Origin of the sequence: Spiroplasma helicoides, from assembly GCF_001715535.1 — a bacterium.
Lineage (GTDB): Bacteria > Bacillota_I > Bacilli_A > Mycoplasmatales > Mycoplasmataceae > Spiroplasma_A > Spiroplasma_A helicoides.
The window spans coordinates 920486-939781 of the sequence record NZ_CP017015.1; the positions used below are offsets into that span (position 1 = coordinate 920486).

Here is a 19296-nt window from a genome sequence, read left to right on the forward strand (position 1 = left end):
CAATTTTACTATCTTTCTTTTTGATAATTGTAAACAGCATTTAGAGTTCAAGATAATGGAACCATTGAAGTTATTCGTTTAACAAATTTATTTGAACTTCCATTAATAATAAAATTTTTCTTTTTAGCTTTAAGCCCTGCTTTTAAACTTTTCTTAGCATAAGTTGAGGTTTTCATAACTTTAATACTTGAATGATAAGGCGCATCTGATTGATTGCTACTTCTGTTTCAAAAATCTGTTTTTAAAGGTCCTGGACAAAGTGTAACCACTCTTATTTTTGATTTAGTTTTTTTTAACTCTGTATTTATAGCTACACCAAGACTTCAAACATATGCCTTAGAAGCATAATAAGAAGCAAATACTGGACCTGGTACAAATGCTGCCATTGAACCAATATTTAGAATTCTTCCATAACCTTGTTCTTGAAATCTATTCAAAAAAAGTTTAGTTAGAACATGTAAAGATTTGATATTTAGATCAATCATGTTCATTTCTCTTTCAATTTCACTTTCCGCAAAATAACCTCAAACACCATAACCAGCATTATTTATTAAAACTTCAACATCATACATTTTTGCTTTTTCAAATAAGTTATGGTTATTGTCAAAAACACTCATGTCCATATTTCAGTGTTGGATATCTCTATTTGGATATTTTTGTTTTAAGCTTTCAAGTGTTTTAGTGTCTCTTGCCACCCCAATAATGTTATAGCCAAGCTTTAACAATTCTTCACAATACGCAAAACCCAGACCTTTACTGGCACCAGTTACTAATGCATATCTACCATCAACAACTTTTATTTTAGACATCTACTTCATTCCCCTTGTCATTTGTTTTTTGTTCTTTTTTAACTATTTTTTCATTTTCACTTCTTTTTTCACTAGAATTAGAACTTTGTAAAGTTGTACTAAATAAAACTTTTCTATTTAAATATATGTAATTAATTGCTGCTGCTATTGATAAAATTGTTGTTAAATACATTGGAATCATAACAATTTGATTTACTCAACCAAATTCATCATATTGCTGTGTTCCAAAGCTTTCTCCACCAAAAAAACGATATCCTACAAAAAATAAAATAGATAAACCTGCCATTTCTGCAGTTGCTCTATATCTTCCTAACTGATTTGCTGCCATAACAACTTTGGATGAAGCTAATATTTGACGAACCACATCTATCATAAAATCTCTTCCTATTAAAATTACACACATTCAAACAGGAATCGCTCCAACTACAGCAAAAACTATCAAAATACTATTAGTTAATAACTTGTCTGCAATTGAATCAAAGAATTTTCCAAAAGTTGTTACCATTTTATACTTTCTTGCAACATAACCATCTAACATATCTGTAAAACTAGATATTATAAATAATATTCCTGCAACTAAATAAACTATCGGCAATTTGTAAATTTTAGTATCAATCACCAAGTTATTTAATACGCCAAATGTGTTTGGTGCTGTATTGTCAAAATTGCATAATAGCATCAAAACTACTATTATTGGGACTAAAACTATTCTTATCATTGTTATTTTATTTGCTAAATTCATATGTACCTCTTTTAAATCTCTTGTTATTATATTCTTAATTTTTTTTTTAATCAAATTATCAGTGCTAATTTGGAATAAAAAAAAAGAGTAAAATTATTTACTCCATAACTGATATTCCTTTACTTTTATAAAAATTATTATTTAAAATGTTTAAATAAATCTCAATATTAATCAGTAAATTTAAAATATCCGCATTAACTCTTGATAATTTAACAATATCATGAACTCATCCATATTCATCAACTAAAGCGTCGTAATTAATAAAGTGATCCAAATTTAAAAGGTTACCATGTTTTGATAAAATTTCTGAAGATAATCTAAAGATAATGTTTACATCTTCTGTTCCTGTAATATCTTTAATTGTTTCAATAATTTTTGCTAATTCTTCACTACCTTTTAATCTAGATGGTAATTGTTCGTATTTTGACAAAATATTTGAAGCTAAAGATAAAATCTTTCTAACTGCAAATTTATTGTTTATATCAATAACAACTTTTCCATTTTCTTCTCTTGTAAGGTAATTTATGCTTTTATAGCATTCAAATAAGCTTTCTAATGCAAATTGAGCAGAAGACAAAATCATTTCTAATTTGGCAAAAGTTTTACTATCAAAATTTTCATCTAAAAGTTGTGATTGATTTTCTTGTCTTCAATGATATATTTCTTTGATAACCTGGTTTATAATTTTTTCTAAATCATTTGGTTTATCTGCCTGAGATAGTTCTTTATAATCAAATTTTATTTTAACCTGATTATTTTTTATAGATTGTTTTGAAAGACAATCATTGTTGTAATAATTAATAATATCCTCAAAAGTTCCTTTAAAAATCTCTAAAATCATAACAAATTCCTCTATACTATACATTCTACACTAAAATATTTTCTTTTTCCTTTTTTAACAATTATAGTTTGTTTAAATGCAAAAAACTTTTCATTAATTAAATCTTCTTCTTTAAAATCATTTTTTTCATTTATTGTAATTGCTTTATCTCTTATTAATTCTCTAGCCTCCCGATTTGACGAGGCTATTTTTGAATCAACCAAAAAATCGATAAATTTAATGTTTAATTTTGCGCTAGTATTAGGAATTGATTTACTTACTGATATCAATTCATCCTCAGATAAAGTATTTAACTTACCTGAAAACATTGCTTCAGTTACTTTAAGGGCTTTTTCATAGCCTTTTTCACCATGAACAAACTCAAGTACCTCTTTTGCAAGTCTTTTTTGACCTAGTCTTTTAAAAGGTTCTTTTTTATGTTCATCTAATATTTTTTTTATTTCTTCGACTTCAACAACCGTTAAAAAATTAAACATTACTTCTAAATCTTCATCTTCTTGATTAACAAAAAATTGATACAACTCATATTCACTAGTTTTATTAGCATCTAGTCAAATAGTACCCGATTCACTTTTACCAAATTTATTTCCATCTCTTTTAGTCAATAACATCAATGTTAATCCGCATGCTTTTGAGTTTTCTTTACCTAATTTAGATGAAATATAATCAATTCCACTAGTTATATTTCCTCATTGATCAGAACCACCAAACTCAACTCAGCATTCATATAACTTGTATAAATTATAAAAATCGTAAGCTTGAAGCATTGTGTAAGAAAATTCAGTTACGCTTATTCCTGTTTCAATTCTTGAAGCTATATTTTCTTTTGCAAGTAAATAAGCTATATTAAAGTCTTTACCTATATCTCTTAAAAAATCTATTAAAGACATTTTATTTAATCAATCTGCATTATTTATAACTTTTATATCAGGAATTAATTTATTTAGTTGTTTTTTAATTCCTTCTAAATTTTGTTCTACTTGACTAAGTGAGAGCAATTGTCTTTCAGCACCCTTAAACCTAGGATCACCAATCATACCTGTTGCTCCACCAACTATTGCTATTGGATTAAAACCAAACTCCCGAAAACGCTTTAAATTAATAATTTGTATTAAATGACCAATATGAAGTGAATCAGCTGTTGGATCAAAACCACAATAAACACCAGCTCTGGCTTTTTGTGCTTGAATTAGCTTTTCTTCATTTGTAACTTGCTTCAAAAGATTTCGATTTTTTAATTCCTCAATAATAGTTTTCATTTTAATTCTCCTTAGACTTGATTATTTCTTTTTTGTTGTCTCCTAGTTCACTCACATCACTACTCATACTTGCACTTACATCTTTTACTTGAGAATAAACTTCACTTGACTTATCAATTGCTTGAACAGTTATAATTGCTAAATCCTTTGCTATTGCCTGCATATTTTTAGAATTTTTCATCTCTTTACCTATTTTTATAGATGTTTGACCAATTTTTTGCAACGCTTTATAAGCTAATTCCTTAGTTTGAGCTGCATCTAATTCATCACTGGCTTCTTTTACTTTATCCAATTTCATTTCAATACTTGCAACAACTTCATCACTTTCATTACCTTGAGATTTTTCTCAAGCTTCATCAATTGCAGCAATAAATCTTTTAATTTGAGGTCTATATTTTTTAATATAATCAACAAAATCGACTCTCAATTCAATCCCTTTTTTTGGAGCCAACATCATTCCTAGCATCATTCATCCCGCTAATTTAAATAACTTTAACATTTATATATACCTCACTAATCATCAGAGTTTGCAAAATCTCTAAGTTTTTCAATCATTTTGTACATAAAATCTTTATTTTTTGTAGCAACTTTAACTCATGTTTTAACATTTCTTTTTGCAAAAGCATCAAATATGTCAATATAATTAGAAACTCTAGCAACGGTGTCAACAGTTGCATTTAACATCTCTGATTTATATGTTAAATCTTCAAAATAGTAGTCCACTTTTTTAGCAGCTATACCAACCTTACGTAAAGTTATTATTGTATATAAGACCAATATGATTGCCAAAACAACTAAAACAATTATTAAAATTGTCTGAGTTCTGTCTAATGATTCTGTTTCTGCAAGTAAATTATTATAAAACATTCTATATTCTCCTTAAAATGTATCAAATAAATTATACATTATTAATAATATAAAACTTATTTTAATAATGTATAAAATAAAAAGTTTTAAAAAAATATCTGACTAATAGATGAAATTTTAAAACTATTTTTTAGACTTATTATTAAATTTATCTACTTCTTGTGTTCATGAAGAGTCTCTTTTTCTTTCTTCAAGCGCTGCTGCTTTATCTGGTTGAACAAAGTCTGAAGCGTTTATATGATTAGACCAATTAAATGAATGTTTGTTTTTGTTATCGCTATTTCTTAAATTCATAAGCCTATTAACTCTTGCTGTTTCAGCATTAAAGGCTTTATTGTATATTTTTGATCTTCTTTCTTGAAGACTCATATTAGGGTAAAAAGTTGCTGTTATATTTTCTAAATTTTCTTGAATTTCATTCAACTTGTTGATATAGTCATCTTTCATATCGATTGTTTTTGATATTTCATCTTCATCATAACCACGTTGACGCATTCTTTCAATTTTTCTATCAAATTTTGAAACAAGTTTGCTAACTTTTTGACCTTCTTTTATAAGACTTTTTTGCTCTTTATGAACAATTCTATCCGCTTTTTTGTATTCTTCTTGAATTGTTGTAACAGTTTGTTCAATATTTTTCTTTTGTTCTGCATTAAATGGTAAGTCTTTTACTTTTCTTGGTTTAATCAAAATTAAATTTTCTTTTTGTTCTTTTTTTCTTTCATCTTTTCTAGACGGAATAAAATATTGAACTGGTTTTGGGTTCATCAATCTCTCAGTATTTTTTATTTCTTCAATTCTATCTTTTACATTAGAATTCAATAAACTTTTAGTTTCTTTTTCATTTCCCATATCAATCACCCATTATCTATAATATTTTATCTAATTTTCAAAGGAATGTAAAATATATGGAATAATATAATTTTTAAGAATTTTTTTTAATTAATTCTTCTATTTCTTTAATCTTTTTAGTTAAATATTTTTCCTTGGCCTCATTGCTTGCAAATTTTTTACTTTTAAACTCATTTAAACTTTCTTCTGCATCTTTTTCAGCTTTTTCTTTTTTTAATAATTTTAAATAATTTATTTTATGTTTTAACTCATCTTCCAAATAATCTAAATGAGTTTCTAAGTTTTTTTGAGATGCTTTTTCAAATTGATTTATGCTTTTTCTCTGCGGTATTGAAAAGAAAGGTCTTTGCTCATTTTCTTCACTTTTACCATTTGAAAAACTAAAGCTTTTTGCTTGCTCACGCTTTTCTTGAGCTTCCTTAGAAAGTCTCAACTTTCTAGCTAAATCAGTTTCAAAAGTATGTTCAGAAACACTATTTTTTTCATTAAACTCTTTAATTCTGGTTGAATATGACATATTATTTTTAGATTTGCTTAAATCGGTATATAGGTCTTCACTCGCAGCAGAACCACCATGTTTTTTTAATTCTTCAATTCTATGTAATTTAGCAATTATAGGATCATTTTCTAATATTTCATTTTGAATACGACTTGAGTTACTTCTAGCCTTATCAATAATTGAGCTTAAAATACCTTTTGGCTTTTGCTTGTTTTCTTTATGTATGTTTTTTCGCATTTTTTCTAATTTAGCTGCTATTTCAGTGGTTTCTTCATTACTAGAATTTGCAACAAACTCTTTAGTTGCTTCATCAAAAGATGGCGCAGAAGAGTCGTCTGCAAAAACTGGTTCTCTGTTAAGTAAAGGGTCATCATTGTACGTTCAATGATTAGGTACTCTTTCTTCTTCTAATTTAGCATACTCACTTTTACTAGCGCTTTTCTTTTTTTTACCTATTCCCATTTAAGTCACCTCTTATTTACTTAAATATATTTTATACTTTTTATTCTACTTGAACTAATATTTCCTCTTCCGACTTTAGCTTGATTTTTCCCATCAATTCGTACTAGATCTCCTGTAAAACTTATTTTATTTTTTACAATGGCTTCTCCAACACCATAAACATCTACTGGAGTATTTTCTTTTTCAAATCACTTTATTTTGTTTTCATCAAAACCAGAAGAAACAATGATTTTTACATTATTATGCCCTTTTTCATCTAATGCTAATCTTAATTTTTTAATTAAAGTTGGATTTACACCATGTAATTCATTTTCTTGTTCAGTTAACCCTTGCAAAGATTTATCAACCAAAGCCATAGATGTGTCTACTCTTACTGCAAACAATTTATCCTTGAAGTGATTTGCCACAAGCAAACTATCATTTATACAATCATTATTATAATCAACTAAAACAACTAAATTATTATCACGAAAAGTGTCTTTGTAAGCTTGTGCAGCTTTTATTAAATCACCATCAAATGAAGCTATTAGTGCATGCGGCATTGTTCCTTGTAAATATGGTTTAGTTTGTGTATATTCAAAACTTGCATAAGTGACAAGATTGTTGATACCCCCAACAATAGAAGCATAACCATCAATTTGTTGATTTACATATGCATCAGCTCTATCATTCATATTCAAGATTGATTTACCATTAGCAGCCTTTTTCAAATTATAAGCATTTGTAGCAATAGTTGAAGCTCTAGCCAAAATTCCATCAAATAATCCTTCAAAATGAGCAAATTGAGAATATTTACCAGTAATCTTTAGAACTGGTTCATTAGGCATAACTACATCTCCATCACTTAAGCCTTTAATGTCCAGGTCTTTTGCTCCACTTTGCTTCAAAATTTCACAAATTAAAGATATTCCACAAACAACAGTATTTTCTTTTCTTTGAAATCACTGCATTGTGACTTTTTGATTGGGTTTATAAATATCTAGAATTTCTTTAGTCTTTTGAAAATAATCAGCATTATAATAATCTTCAAATATTTTAGAATCAATATTAAATTTAAAGTTCATTATAATATACTCCAAATAGTTTTTCCAATAAGACTTTTATCATTTGTTAACTCAATGATTCCGGCATTATTATATTTTTCATCTATTATTCCAAGTTCCTTGGCACTACATAGCATCCCAAATGAATCATACCCTTTTAGAGAACCCTTTAAAATTTGCATACCATTTGGTAAAAATGACCCAACTGTTGCTAAACATGTGATAAGTCCTTTTTTAACGTTTTTAGCTCCACAAACAACTTGAATAACTTGTGAACCGTCATTTACTTGACACAATGATAAATGAGTACCTTCTATTGGTTTACAATCTTCAACTAATGAAATTACAAATTGACTATCCATTTTATCCATTTCAATATGATTTTTTAATGTTGCTTTAACATAATCATATAATTTTTCATCTTCAAGCTTAAAATCGCTATTCTTATTTAAAACAGGACTAAAAATATTGGCCCCTACTAAGTTATCTTCGTTATAAAGTAACACAATATTATTATCTTTTTTAATAGAATTAATTTCTTTATCCTTAAATTTCACCATTAATACATCAAATTGTTTATTGTAATTTGCAAATATCTTCATTTCTTTTCTCCTCAATGTGTTGGAATAATTATAAAACAATTATATAATAAAAATGTCTTGTATTTAATATACCATTTTAAATTGGTGGAATATTAGTTTGGTTTTAAGACACATTTAATACAGTAAATAGATAATGGAGAATCTAAATGAAAATAGCTATTGTTATAGATTCATCTGCTGGTATAAAGGATACAAAAAATTATAAAGATTTGTTTTTAGTTCCGCTTATGATTACAAAAGAAGATGATGAGCAAATTAAAGACGACGAAAATTTTAGCAATGATGAGTTTTACAAATTAAACGATGATCAATTACTTAGAACTTCTCAATCAATCCCTGGGGATATGATGGGTAAATGAGATGAATTACTAAAAGAGTATGATCAGGTATTGTGTTTATTGCTTTCAAAAGGTTTGTCAGGACAGTTTAATACATTCAAAATGTTTTCAAACGAAAACGAATACAAAAATAAAGTATTTGTTGTTGATACAAATGGTGTTAGCATTGTTTTAAAAAAACAAATTTTAAAAGCAATTCAGTTAAGAGATCAAGGTAAAAATGCTCAAGAAATTATGGAAATAATTGAAAGTGAAAACACATCTTTTAATTGTTTTATTATACCTAAATCTTTAAAACAGCTTGTTAGAGGTGGGAGAATAACAAAGGCTGCAGCGGCAATGGCTAAGTTGCTTAAAATTACCCCCATTTTAAAATATAATGGAGAGATAGATAAAGAAAGCAAAACAAGAACATTTAAAAAAGCAATTGAAAATGCTATTGATTTGCTAGAGTCAAGAACAAAATCTAAAGCAAAAATTATGGATTTATCATATTCTAGAGTAGATGATGAAGTTCTTAAAATGGTTAAAGAACTTATCGAGAGTAAAGGATTTAAATTAGGGATTATCGAAGAAATACCAAATACAATAACTTGTCATACAGGTAGAGAAACATTTGCTTTAGCAATATGAGATAATGATTAAAACAAATAAAGGCGGTAAATATTATGAAAATAGGAATTTTAGTTGATAGTTCGTCAGGACTTACAAATGAAACTACTAAAAATACAAATATTGAGGTTCTTCCTCTACATATATTAGTTGAAAATACAAAAGATTACTTAGATACACAAGAAATCAAAACGGAATTTAAAATTTATGACCAAATAAAAAATAAAGTACATGTAACAACTAGTCAAGCTTCACCTGGAGAATTAACTGAAAAATATGAAAAAATGCTAAAAAAATATGATCATATAATTCACTTATCAATTCCATCAAATTTATCAGGTATGTTTCAAACATCAGTTATGGTTTCAAAAATGGATGAATTTGCAGGTAGAGTAACTGTTTTAAATCACTTTTTAGCAGCAAATATATTAGCTAAAATAGCATTTAAGTTTAATGAAATGGTAAAAAATGAGAATATTCAAATTGAAGATTTTCAAAAAGAGATTGACGAATGATCAAAAAACTCATTATTATATTTAATACCAAGTGATTATAGCAGTTTAGCTAAAGGCGGAAGAGCAAAATCTGTTTTATTATCTGTATTAAAATTGTTCAAAACAAAATTGGCTATTCAATGAGAGGAAAAACCAAGAAAAGGTGGTATAAGTAGAACAATAACGGGGTTAATAGAAAAACTATATGACGCAATTGTTACAAAATTTAAAGAGAAGTTTAAATTACTTCTTGTTTATACGGAAGTTGTTTCTCAAAAATTAATAGAAACAATTAGAGAAAAAATGAATCTTAAGAAAATAAATTACCAAGAGGAAATACTTCCCACATCATTTGCTTGTCATGCTGGTCTAGACACAGTTGCAATAATTGCATATAAAGAAGAATTAGAATAAAATATAAAAAAGGCAATCAAATATAGTTGCCTTTTTATTTTTTTGTTTAAACTTGGCAGGGATAGCAGGACTTGAACCCACGACACTCGGATTTGGAGTCCGATGTTCTACCAACTGAACTATATCCCTAAGAAAAACCCCACTATTACTAGCGGGGTTATATTTTTTAATTTGGCAGGGGTAGCAGGACTTGAACCCACGACACTCGGATTTGAAGTCCGATGTTCTACCAACTGAACTATACCCCTAACAATAACTATTAAATTATACAATAAAATGATAAATTAATAGTTATTTTTTTTATTTTTTACAGTCACTGCATAAACCGTGAAGTTCAAGTTTAAAATGTTCTAAATCAAAATCAATACTTTCAGTTATTCTTTTTAAATGCAATAATAATTCATTATCCAATGATGAACTAGCAATATGGTCAAACTTTCCACATTTATGACACTTCAAATGTGTTAATTGAGGTGAAATTGCTTCATATATTATTTGTTTACCATTAATTGTATTAGCAAATAATAAATGAAGTTCCAACAATAAATCTATATTGTTATATACAGACATAATGTTTACATTTTCTATTTCATTTTCCAATTCACTTATAAGCTCATTTACTGTGAAATGTCTTCTTGTTGAAAGTATCTTTAAAATTGATTGTCTAACATTAGTTAACTTTATTTTTTTTTCTTTAAAAATCTTTAAGTATTCATCATACAATGAGTCATTCATTTTATTGTTTTACCAGATTTTCTATTACTTTAACCAAATCATTCACTGTTTTAATTTCTAATAATTGATCATCTGATAATGATACATTAAGTTTTTCTTCAAGTTGGACTATCATATCCATTAAATCTAGTGAATCAAGCCCTAAGCTTCTAAACTCACTATCTCCTACTATATTTCCTTTTGCACCTCTATTAATTAGAGTTTTTTTAATTTCTTCAAAATAGTTCATATTTTTTCACCAAACCTTATCCTTTATATTGTAATTGATAATTTCAAAAAATGTCAGTTTTTAAAAATTTTGCACTATTATAAAAAACCTTTACTCTTTTTGGGTACTTTTTATCGTCAAATTTAAAGTTTATATTTATTTGACTATTTTTAGGACCTAATTTATTAAGTTCTTTTAAGAATTGCACTTTAAAATTGTCTTTTTTAATATAGGGCTGATAGTTATTAAAGCCTATAAAGTTTATTTTTTGTTGTTTTGTGAATGTTATTCTAAGACTTTTTTCCATAAAATCGGGTTTTTCCATAACTATTTCCTGTTTTTCACTAGTTTTGGGACTATTTATCTTAGATTCTTCTTTTGGTTTGGTTTTTGGAAGATTTGCGGATATGTTATTATCGTTATGATCATCATTTTTAGAACTATTATCTATATTATTTTTATTTTCTTCATTTTTAGGAGAGTTTGAATTTGGCTCACCAGAGTCTTCGTTATTGTTGTTTTCAAGTTTATTTTCATCAATAACCACATCAGTTTTATTTAATAAATAATTTCTAATTAAAAAGAAGGTGGTTGTACTAATTAATGAAACCAATAGCAATATAGGGACCATTATTTTAAATAACTTTTTTTTCATTTTTTTCAATAAACTCCTTCACTGATTTATAATCGTCATTTTCTAAATCCATATAGTCCTCATTTTTAAAGCTAACAAGGTCTTCATCTTTGGCTTCAAAACTTTCGTTATCACTTTCTACAAATAATTTTGTATAATCGGTATCTTTTGTGGTTTTTTTAATTGAAAATTTATAGTTATCGACTTCAATATTTTTCACATATTGAATATCTGTTTCTACTTCAGGATTACAAATCACACCTTGTTGTCCAAATTCATCTTCTACTACTTTTAATGTTTTTTCATCAACAACAGATTTAACAGTCGACTTAATTGTGAAATCATTTTGATGTCTTTCAATGATATCATCAGCAAATTTTTTAATTTCGTAATAATTATTTTTATCTTTTAAATATAACTCATTATTTGTTTTTAAATCTAATGACTTAGAAAAACCTTCTGCATAACTTTCTAAATAATCTCAGTTAGGATCAAGCGATATTGACGACCTTGTTTTTTGATTAAGCTTATTTTTATAAGTAAAATGTAAATCAAAATCTACTCGATTAGGATTAGTATTTAAAAACTCAAAATTGTATATTCTTTCTATTAAAGGTTTTATTGATATAGTCTTTTTACCAAAGAATGATTTAGCAAAACTTGCAAAAAAAACTTGGTCTATTCTTGTTATTCCATCATTTTCTTTTATAAGATATGGTGTTGTATCAATACTTATTTTAAAGTTTGAAGTTGTTAATTTTTTTTCATTTCCAATTAATACACCACTAAAATTTAAATTAATAGTTTTTTTATCTCGAATTTTATCTAAGGGGACTAAAACTTCTTTAAATTCATCTCCATAAAAATGAATATTTTTACTGTGTTCTATGTCAGGAGTAGTTCCTTGTCACTCAATATAACTATCTTTATCATTTTTTGATATCAATTCATTTGATCCATTTGTATTTAAATAAACACTAACCCTACCAACTATACGATCTGGTAATTTTAAAATAAATTTGTTTTCTATTGGTTTGGCATTGAAATTGTTATAGTTGAAAATGGGTCTAATAAATACTTTATAATAATTTTTTCCGTTTTTTTGAATAGGTTCCGACTGCATTATCATTTCTATTGACATATTATTTATAACTCCAAAGTATGGTTTTACTTTATTTTCAAGCTCATCTCTATTCGAAATCAAACGCTCATTTGGTACTTCTACAAACATTTTATTCACCTCCACTTTAATAAACGTAAAAAAAAATTGGTTTATGCCAATTTTTTTTATTTATTATAATTTGGAGCTTCTTTTGTCAATTTAACATCATGTGGATGAGATTCTTTTAAACTTGCTGAAGTAATCTTCACAAACTTTGTATTTTCTCTTAAATACTCAATGTTTTTGCTCCCTGTGTAACCCATACCACTTCTTATACCACCGATTAGTTGAAAGATTACTTCTTTTATTTTTCCTTTAAAAGGAACAATTGCTTCAATTCCTTCTGGAACTAATTTTTTAGCATCTTTTTGAAAATATCTGTCTTTGCTACCTCTTTTCATAGCAACTAAAGACCCCATACCTACATATGTTTTAAATTTTTTTCCATCAGTTACAATTTCTTCTCCAGGTGATTCTTCTGTTCCAGCAAAAATACTACCCAACATTACACTATGTGCACCTGCAGCAATTGCTTTTACAATGTCACCAGAATATTTAATTCCTCCATCAGCAATAACTGTGCAATCATTATTTTTGCTTCAATTATATACGTCATTTATTGCGCTTACTTGGGGTACACCAACTCCAGCAACCACTCTTGTTGTACATATACTTCCAGGACCTACTCCAACCTTTACACAATTGGCTCCCGCTTCATATAAAGCTTGTGCAGCATCAGCTGTACAAATATTTCCAGCAATGATATCTAATTTTGGATACTTTTGTCTAATGTTTTTTACAACTTCAAGTATTCCTTTACTATGACCATGAGCTGAATCAACTACAAGAACGTCAATTTCTTCTTTAACCAATGCTACAACTCTATCATAAACATCATCACTTACACCAACTGCCGCTCCAACTCTTAATCTCCCTTTTAAATCTTTACAAGCATTTGGGAAGATAATTGATTTATCAATATCTTTAGTTGTTATAAGACCTTTTAATAACCCATTTTCATCAACTATTGGAAGTTTTTCAATTTTATTTTTAATCATTACTTTTTTAGCTTCTTCAAGAGTTGTTTTTGGATTACCTATTATTAAATTGTCTTTTGTCATAACCTCTCCAACTTTTAACTCAAAGTTTTCTAAGTATTTGATATCTCTATTTGTTAGTATTCCGATTAATTTTTGATTTTCATCAATTACAGGTAATCCAGATATTTTATAAGTTGCCATTATTTCCATTGCATCATGGATTGTAGAATCTTTACGAATTGTAATTGGATCTGTTATAAATCCTGATTCATTTCTTTTAACTTTTGAAACTTCTAAAGCTTGTTCTTCAATAGTTAAGTTTTTATGAATAATTCCAATACCACCTTCTCTTGCAATAGCAATTGCTAATGCTGATTCTGTAACAGTGTCCATTGCAGCACTGATGATTGGTATATTTAAAGTAATGTTTTTTGTTAATTTAGTTTTTAATGAAACATCACTTGGTAATACTTCAGAGTAATTTGGCACTAAAAGAACATCATCAAATGTTATTCCTTCACCAATTATCTTGCCATTTAAATTATTTGTACACATAGTTCCCCCCGTTAGTAACTAATTACTATATATTATAATCTAAGTTATTCGATATTTTATAATCTAAGTTATTCGATATTTTATTTATTCTCATTCAATTGTTCCTGGCGGTTTTGATGTTATATCATAAACAACCCTGTTAACACCTTTAACCTTATTAATTATTAGATTTGTAACTTCATCTAAAAATTCTCATGGAAGATGAGTCGCGGTTGCTGTCATAAAATCAATGGTATTAACACTTCTTAAAGCAACAACATAATCATAAGTTCTATTATCTCCCATTACTCCCACAGTTTTAACTGGTAAAATCGTTGCAAAAGCTTGGCTCACTTTATCATAAAGATTGTGTTCTAATAATTTATTAATAAAAATATCATCTACTTCTCTTAAGATATCTGCTTTTTCTTTTGTAACTTCGTTTATTATTCTTACACCTAATCCAGGTCCAGGAAATGGGTGTCTATTTACCACCAAATCACTTAGTCCTAATTTTCTCCCAACTTCTCTAACTTCATCTTTGAAAAGAGTTCTTAATGGTTCAAGAAGTGTAAATTTTAAGTCTTGTGGTAGTCCTCCAACATTATGATGTGATTTTATAGTTTTAGAACTATGATCTTTTGAAGAAGACTCAATCACATCTGGATAAATTGTTCCTTGTGCTAAAAATTTAGCCCCTTTCATAATTTTGGCTTGTTCATTAAAAACATCAACAAAATTTTTACCTATAATTTTTCTTTTATCTTCTGGATCTTTGACACCTTCTAAAGCTTTATAAAATCTTTCACTTGCGTCAACCAACTTTATATTCATGTCAAATTGCTTAGTGTATGTTTCCATAACTTTTTTAGCTTCATCTTTTCTTAAGAGTCCAGTATCTACAAAAATACAAGTTAATTTTTTACCAATTGATTTTGATATAAGAGCTGCTGCAACCGATGAATCAACTCCACCACTTAACCCAAGAATTACATCATCCTTTTGAACTGTTGTTTTAATTTCTTCAATTTTTTGCTCAATGAATTTATCCATGTTTCAATCCTTAACAGCAAAACAAATACCAAAAACAAAGTTTTCAAGCATTTGTGTACCTTGTTCACTATGAGTAACTTCACAATGAAATTGAACACCATAAATCGATTTATCTGAATTTGCAATTGCTGCAATAGAAGAATCAGAGTGCGCTATTTTTTCAAAATTATCAGGCATTTTAGTCAAATGATCTGCATGACTCATTCAAACTTGCTTTTTATCATCGACATTTTTAAATAGCTTATTTTCTTTTTTGTCTAAGTATAGAACAGCTTTTCCAAATTCTTGAGTATCTGCTAGTTCAACTTTACCACCAAAAGTTTCTGCAATAAGTTGCATTCCATAACACACCCCTAATATTGGGATGTTTAAGTCAAAAATTGCTTTATCAATACTATAAGCATCATTTAAGTAAACACTAGAAGGACCTCCTGATAAAATTATTCCTTTTAAATTTTTGTACTTTTTAACCTCTTCAGCTTTTATATTAAAATTTATAACTTCACTAAATACCCCTAGTTCTCTAACTCTTCTTGATAAAAGTTGCGTGTATTGACTACCGTAGTCTAAAATAATAATCTGTGTATTGTTCATGTTTTCTCCTAATCAAAATTATTTTATCAAAATAAAAACTCACAAGTATAAACAAGTGAGTATCTTTTCATTTAATGGGGCGTATAAAGGGAATCGAACCCTCGAATGCCGGAACCACAATCCGGAGCGTTAACCACTTCGCCATATACGCCATATAAGACCTAAATATTATACTAAAAAAAATGATTTCCTAACAAAAAAGTAAAATATTTTTTTATATTTAGGTCATAAATAGCACTTTAAATCATATTATTATGAAATTGTTAAAATTTCAGGTCTTTCTAAAATTTCTTTAACTTTTGATAAAAATCTTCCTGCTTCTGCAGCATCAATAATTCTTTGATCAACTGTTAAACTCATATGCATAATTGCTTTAATTGCTAATTTTTCATTACTTACAACAACAGGTTTTTTAACAACTTTTCCAACCCCAATAACAGCTGCGTTTGGGTAAAAAATTGTTGGTGTTGCTTGGATAGCACCAATATTACCATAATTAGCAATAGTTATTGTGCTTCCATCTGTCTCATAATTGAAAAGTTCTCCTGCTCTTAATCTGACAGTCATTTCTTTAATGTCGATTGCAACATCTTTAACTGAAAGTTTTTCAACAAATCTAAGCACAGGTATTATTAATCCCTCACTTGTTTCAGTTGCCAATCCAATATTGTGGTATTTTTTAATAACAACTTCATTTGTTTCAGGGTCATAACTTGAATTTAATTTTGGATATTCTTCTAATGCAATGCTAATAGCCTTTGCAATGAAAGCAATTGTTGAGAATTTTATGTTCCCTTGATTTTGTTTTAAAATGTGTTTCAATTTTAAAATAGCAGTCATATCAATTTCAGTAGAAATTGTTAAAGGTGGAATGTAGTTTTGAGATAAAATCATAGATTTAACAGCTGAGTTTCTGTTTGAATTAACTTTTTCTCTAGATACAACCTTATTTTCATCTTGACCTTCAAAATCCAAATAACCAATTGTTTCATCTGGTTTTTGAGATTCAAAATCAACAGTTTTCATATTGTCATAATTTTTTGATTTTCTTTTATTTGTTTGTTCATTATGATCGTTATATCGATCATTTGATCTTTCTAGTTCATATTTAAAATTATCTATCTCTTTTTTTATGATACTTTTAACATCATCGCTATTAGAGTTTACTTTTTGACCACCAACAGCTAAGTTTTGCATTAAGTTTTGCATTAAAACATACTGCATCAGTTGAGAAAAAGTATCGGTTCCTCCATTTACTGGAACTGAATTATTTATTTTTTGTGTTGCTAAATTTAGCTGGTTTTGCTGAATTAGTGCTTTTTGTAAATCATTTATTTGATTTTGTAAATAAGCAATATTTTCCTCTGCTCTTGGGTCCCCAGTTCTAGATCTATATTCACCATCTAAATCATTTAAACTTCTGTTCAATTGTTTTTGAACTTTTTTGGGTGTTTTATCATAAACTTCTTCAGAATAATTTTGATATTGATTAACTGGTTCATCATAAAAACTTTGTTGTTGATTTTGGTGGTTTTGCATTGGTTGTTGGTTTTGTATTGGTTGTTGGTTTTGGTGGTTTTGTATTGGTTGGTGGTTTTGGTGGTTTTGCATTGGTTGTTGGTTTTGGTAGTTTTGCATTGGTTGTTGGTTTTGTATTGGTTCATCATAAAAACTATTTTGTTTGTTTTGCATTGGTTGTTGGTTTTGGTAGTTTTGCATTGGTTGTTGATTTTGCATTGGTTGTTGGTTTTGCATTGGTTGTTGGTTTTGCATTGGTTGTTGGTTTTGCATTGGTTGTTGGTTTTGATAGTTTTTCATTGGTTCATCATAAAAACTATTTTGTTGATTTTGAATTGGTTCATAAGTATCATCCAATGTATAAGTTTCAATTTCATCTTCTTTTGGTTCATTATCAGAATCATATCAAGGTTTACTGTTTCTTAAATTCATATGTTGAGCATCATCCAACGAAGAAAAAGAAACACCTTCTTCAAGAGCTCTTAAATATTCTAAATATGAAGTATATAAATTACTTGCTCTTAATCAAGATTCAAATTCTTTTTTACCTTGTTTTGTATCTTTAAAAGCAATTTGAACTTGTCTACCATTAGCACCTTGAACTGGAACTTTTGCAAAAAATCTCTTAGGTATTTTACCTTGCTCCATCAGAACCAAATATTTTGGTTTTTCTTGACTTAAACCTGATTCAACCGCTTTTTTTCTGCTTTCAATAGTATTTCTTTTATCACTATCTTTTATCAAATGTCATCTACGGTTTATGTCATATAAATTAGCAAGTTTTGATTCTGCATAACTTCTATTGCTTTTATTACCAATTTCTTTAAGCAATTGCTCTGGTTTCTTTTTTGGCATAATTGAACTTCCTGGCAAAGCATAATCATTTGCATCAATAATTTCAGGTTCTTGTTCTTCTACATATGAATCAGGTGAAATACCATTATCTCTTTGTGTTTTTGGTGGGTAATTATTTTCATTAACTTGGTATTCATTATACCCTTGTTGTGGTCTTTGGTTACTCAAGCCACTCACCCCCCCTGATTTACGATCATTGTCAAGAATTGCATTTTCTTTTGTAGCTACTATATCTCTTTCTAAAACACTAGGGTCTCCCCCTGCACTATTTAGCTTTTCCATTCTAGAAGCTATAATGTTTCTCATTATTAAAGGACGACCTTTTTCATCCAATTTTGACATTGCATCAATGTGCTTATCGCCATCTACTTCTTTAAATTGATTTTCTTCTAACAATTTTTCTTTTCTTGCTTGAATTAATTGTCTAAATTTACTTGGACCACCACCAGCATTTTTCCCAAAAACATTACCTGGATCATCTTTAAGTAAATCTGTTGTATTCATTTTTAATAAATCATCAGCTGGAATATCACCCATTAATTTATTTTGAGGTGCATTTTTGATTGAGTTTTGGATGTTAGCTCTCATTTGAGCAAATCTATCTTTCATTGGTGAATCTGGTGTCATAGATTTATCCTTCTCCTCAAGTTGTTCCAACTTTTCTCTACTATCAACAATATCTTCTTGACCTGTTGAAAAAGGAGTTATTGCTTGATTGTATTTATCATAAACAACAGCTCCAGAGAATTGATCAGCTTCAGATTCAGCTAACTGTAATCTACTATCATCTACTTCTGGGGGAATAAAAATTCCGTCAACAACTCCAGTGTTCGCTGACTCAACTACCTCTTCACTTTGTTTACTAAATTTTGCAATTTCTTTTTCACCAATGGCTATATTGGCAAGAATACTGTTATTTTTTACTGGGCTACCTAATTTGATAGTTTTAACAATTAAACCATTGTAGTTTGATTTGATTGTTATATCTGTACCATCATCTAATTTAATAAGGGCAAAATCATCTCCAAATGAGATGTTATTACCTGTAAAGAGTCATTCAACTAATGTTCCTTTTGAAGGTAAATTTCTTGCCCTTAAATGTACCATAGTATCCCCATTCCTTTATATT

The 19296-nt window shown here is 28.0% G+C and carries 19 protein-coding genes and 3 tRNA genes; 2 read left to right on the plus strand and 20 right to left on the minus strand.

All coding sequences use genetic code 4. From position 1 onward, the window contains the following. Nucleotides 1-8 precede the first annotated feature (8 nt). The 10 genes from SHELI_RS04115 to ytpR all read right to left on the minus strand — a co-directional run bounded on the left by SHELI_RS04115 (nucleotide 9) and on the right by ytpR (nucleotide 7976). A complete protein-coding gene (locus SHELI_RS04115) occupies nucleotides 9-809 on the minus strand; it encodes an SDR family NAD(P)-dependent oxidoreductase (RefSeq protein ID WP_069116930.1) in 801 nt (266 codons plus the stop codon). Continuing rightward, a complete protein-coding gene (gene pgsA, locus SHELI_RS04120; RefSeq protein ID WP_069116932.1) occupies nucleotides 802-1551 on the minus strand; it encodes a CDP-diacylglycerol--glycerol-3-phosphate 3-phosphatidyltransferase in 750 nt (249 codons plus the stop codon). Before pgsA ends, SHELI_RS04115 begins: the two co-directional genes overlap by 8 nt. A 97-nt stretch (nucleotides 1552-1648) precedes the next feature. Further along, a complete protein-coding gene (locus SHELI_RS04125) occupies nucleotides 1649-2392 on the minus strand; it encodes a hypothetical protein (protein WP_157087589.1) in 744 nt (247 codons plus the stop codon). A gap of 11 nt (nucleotides 2393-2403) precedes the next feature. Next, nucleotides 2404-3651 carry a tyrosine--tRNA ligase gene (tyrS, locus tag SHELI_RS04130; RefSeq protein WP_069116938.1) on the minus strand — a complete coding sequence of 416 codons (1248 nt, stop codon included), beginning with the start codon at nucleotides 3649-3651 and terminating at the stop codon, nucleotides 2404-2406. A gap of 1 nt (nucleotide 3652) precedes the next feature. After that, nucleotides 3653-4150 carry a hypothetical protein gene (locus SHELI_RS04135; RefSeq protein ID WP_069116940.1) on the minus strand — a complete coding sequence of 166 codons (498 nt, stop codon included), beginning with the start codon at nucleotides 4148-4150 and terminating at the stop codon, nucleotides 3653-3655. A 14-nt stretch (nucleotides 4151-4164) separates the two neighbouring features. Beyond that, complete coding sequence (locus SHELI_RS04140; protein WP_069116941.1) at nucleotides 4165-4518, minus strand: hypothetical protein; 354 nt, start codon at nucleotides 4516-4518, stop codon at nucleotides 4165-4167. A gap of 123 nt (nucleotides 4519-4641) precedes the next feature. After that, on the minus strand, nucleotides 4642-5370 hold the full coding sequence (locus tag SHELI_RS04145; RefSeq protein WP_069116943.1) for a hypothetical protein: 729 nt from the start codon (nucleotides 5368-5370) through the stop codon (nucleotides 4642-4644). Between the two features lie 73 nt (nucleotides 5371-5443). Beyond that, nucleotides 5444-6331, minus strand: coding sequence for a glutathione S-transferase family protein (locus tag SHELI_RS04150; RefSeq protein ID WP_069116945.1), 888 nt, complete (start codon nucleotides 6329-6331; stop codon nucleotides 5444-5446). A 20-nt stretch (nucleotides 6332-6351) separates the two neighbouring features. Then, nucleotides 6352-7395, minus strand: coding sequence for a nicotinate phosphoribosyltransferase (locus SHELI_RS04155; RefSeq protein WP_069116947.1), 1044 nt, complete (start codon nucleotides 7393-7395; stop codon nucleotides 6352-6354). Then, nucleotides 7395-7976 carry a YtpR family tRNA-binding protein gene (gene ytpR / locus SHELI_RS04160; RefSeq protein WP_069116948.1) on the minus strand — a complete coding sequence of 194 codons (582 nt, stop codon included), beginning with the start codon at nucleotides 7974-7976 and terminating at the stop codon, nucleotides 7395-7397. Before ytpR ends, SHELI_RS04155 begins: the two co-directional genes overlap by 1 nt. A gap of 146 nt (nucleotides 7977-8122) precedes the next feature. On the opposite strand from ytpR, the gene SHELI_RS04165 reads away from it, so the two are divergent. Together SHELI_RS04165 and SHELI_RS04170 are read left to right on the plus strand one after the other, a co-directional pair. Further along, complete coding sequence (locus SHELI_RS04165) at nucleotides 8123-8959, plus strand: DegV family protein (protein ID WP_069116949.1); 837 nt, start codon at nucleotides 8123-8125, stop codon at nucleotides 8957-8959. A gap of 23 nt (nucleotides 8960-8982) precedes the next feature. Next, on the plus strand, nucleotides 8983-9834 hold the full coding sequence (locus tag SHELI_RS04170) for a DegV family protein (protein ID WP_084449262.1): 852 nt from the start codon (nucleotides 8983-8985) through the stop codon (nucleotides 9832-9834). Nucleotides 9835-9887: 53 nt separating this feature from the next. Here SHELI_RS04170 and SHELI_RS04175 read toward each other — a convergent pair. From SHELI_RS04175 to SHELI_RS04220, 10 genes are all read right to left on the minus strand, one after another. Further along, a tRNA-Trp gene (locus SHELI_RS04175) sits at nucleotides 9888-9963 on the minus strand. 43 nt (nucleotides 9964-10006) lie between these two features. Then, nucleotides 10007-10082, minus strand: a tRNA-Trp gene (locus SHELI_RS04180). A 52-nt stretch (nucleotides 10083-10134) separates the two neighbouring features. After that, on the minus strand, nucleotides 10135-10569 hold the full coding sequence (locus SHELI_RS04185) for a Fur family transcriptional regulator (RefSeq protein ID WP_069116956.1): 435 nt from the start codon (nucleotides 10567-10569) through the stop codon (nucleotides 10135-10137). Nucleotide 10570: 1 nt separating this feature from the next. Next, a complete protein-coding gene (locus SHELI_RS04190) occupies nucleotides 10571-10798 on the minus strand; it encodes an acyl carrier protein (RefSeq protein WP_069116958.1) in 228 nt (75 codons plus the stop codon). A 16-nt stretch (nucleotides 10799-10814) separates the two neighbouring features. Further along, nucleotides 10815-11432 (minus strand): hypothetical protein, encoded by a 618-nt coding sequence (locus tag SHELI_RS04195; RefSeq protein ID WP_069116960.1) that lies wholly within the window; start codon nucleotides 11430-11432, stop codon nucleotides 10815-10817. Then, complete coding sequence (locus tag SHELI_RS04200; protein ID WP_069116962.1) at nucleotides 11413-12642, minus strand: hypothetical protein; 1230 nt, start codon at nucleotides 12640-12642, stop codon at nucleotides 11413-11415. Before SHELI_RS04200 ends, SHELI_RS04195 begins: the two co-directional genes overlap by 20 nt. 56 nt (nucleotides 12643-12698) lie before the next feature. Continuing rightward, on the minus strand, nucleotides 12699-14168 hold the full coding sequence (gene guaB, locus SHELI_RS04205) for an IMP dehydrogenase (RefSeq protein ID WP_069116964.1): 1470 nt from the start codon (nucleotides 14166-14168) through the stop codon (nucleotides 12699-12701). Nucleotides 14169-14252: 84 nt separating this feature from the next. After that, on the minus strand, nucleotides 14253-15794 hold the full coding sequence (gene guaA, locus SHELI_RS04210; RefSeq protein ID WP_069116966.1) for a glutamine-hydrolyzing GMP synthase: 1542 nt from the start codon (nucleotides 15792-15794) through the stop codon (nucleotides 14253-14255). Nucleotides 15795-15869: 75 nt separating this feature from the next. Next, nucleotides 15870-15945, minus strand: a tRNA-His gene (locus SHELI_RS04215). A 101-nt stretch (nucleotides 15946-16046) separates the two neighbouring features. Next, the gene (locus tag SHELI_RS04220) at nucleotides 16047-19274 is read right to left on the minus strand and encodes a 2-oxo acid dehydrogenase subunit E2 (RefSeq protein ID WP_069116969.1); all 3228 of its coding nucleotides are present in this window, start codon (nucleotides 19272-19274) and stop codon (nucleotides 16047-16049) included. Between the last annotated feature and the right edge of the window lie 22 nt (nucleotides 19275-19296).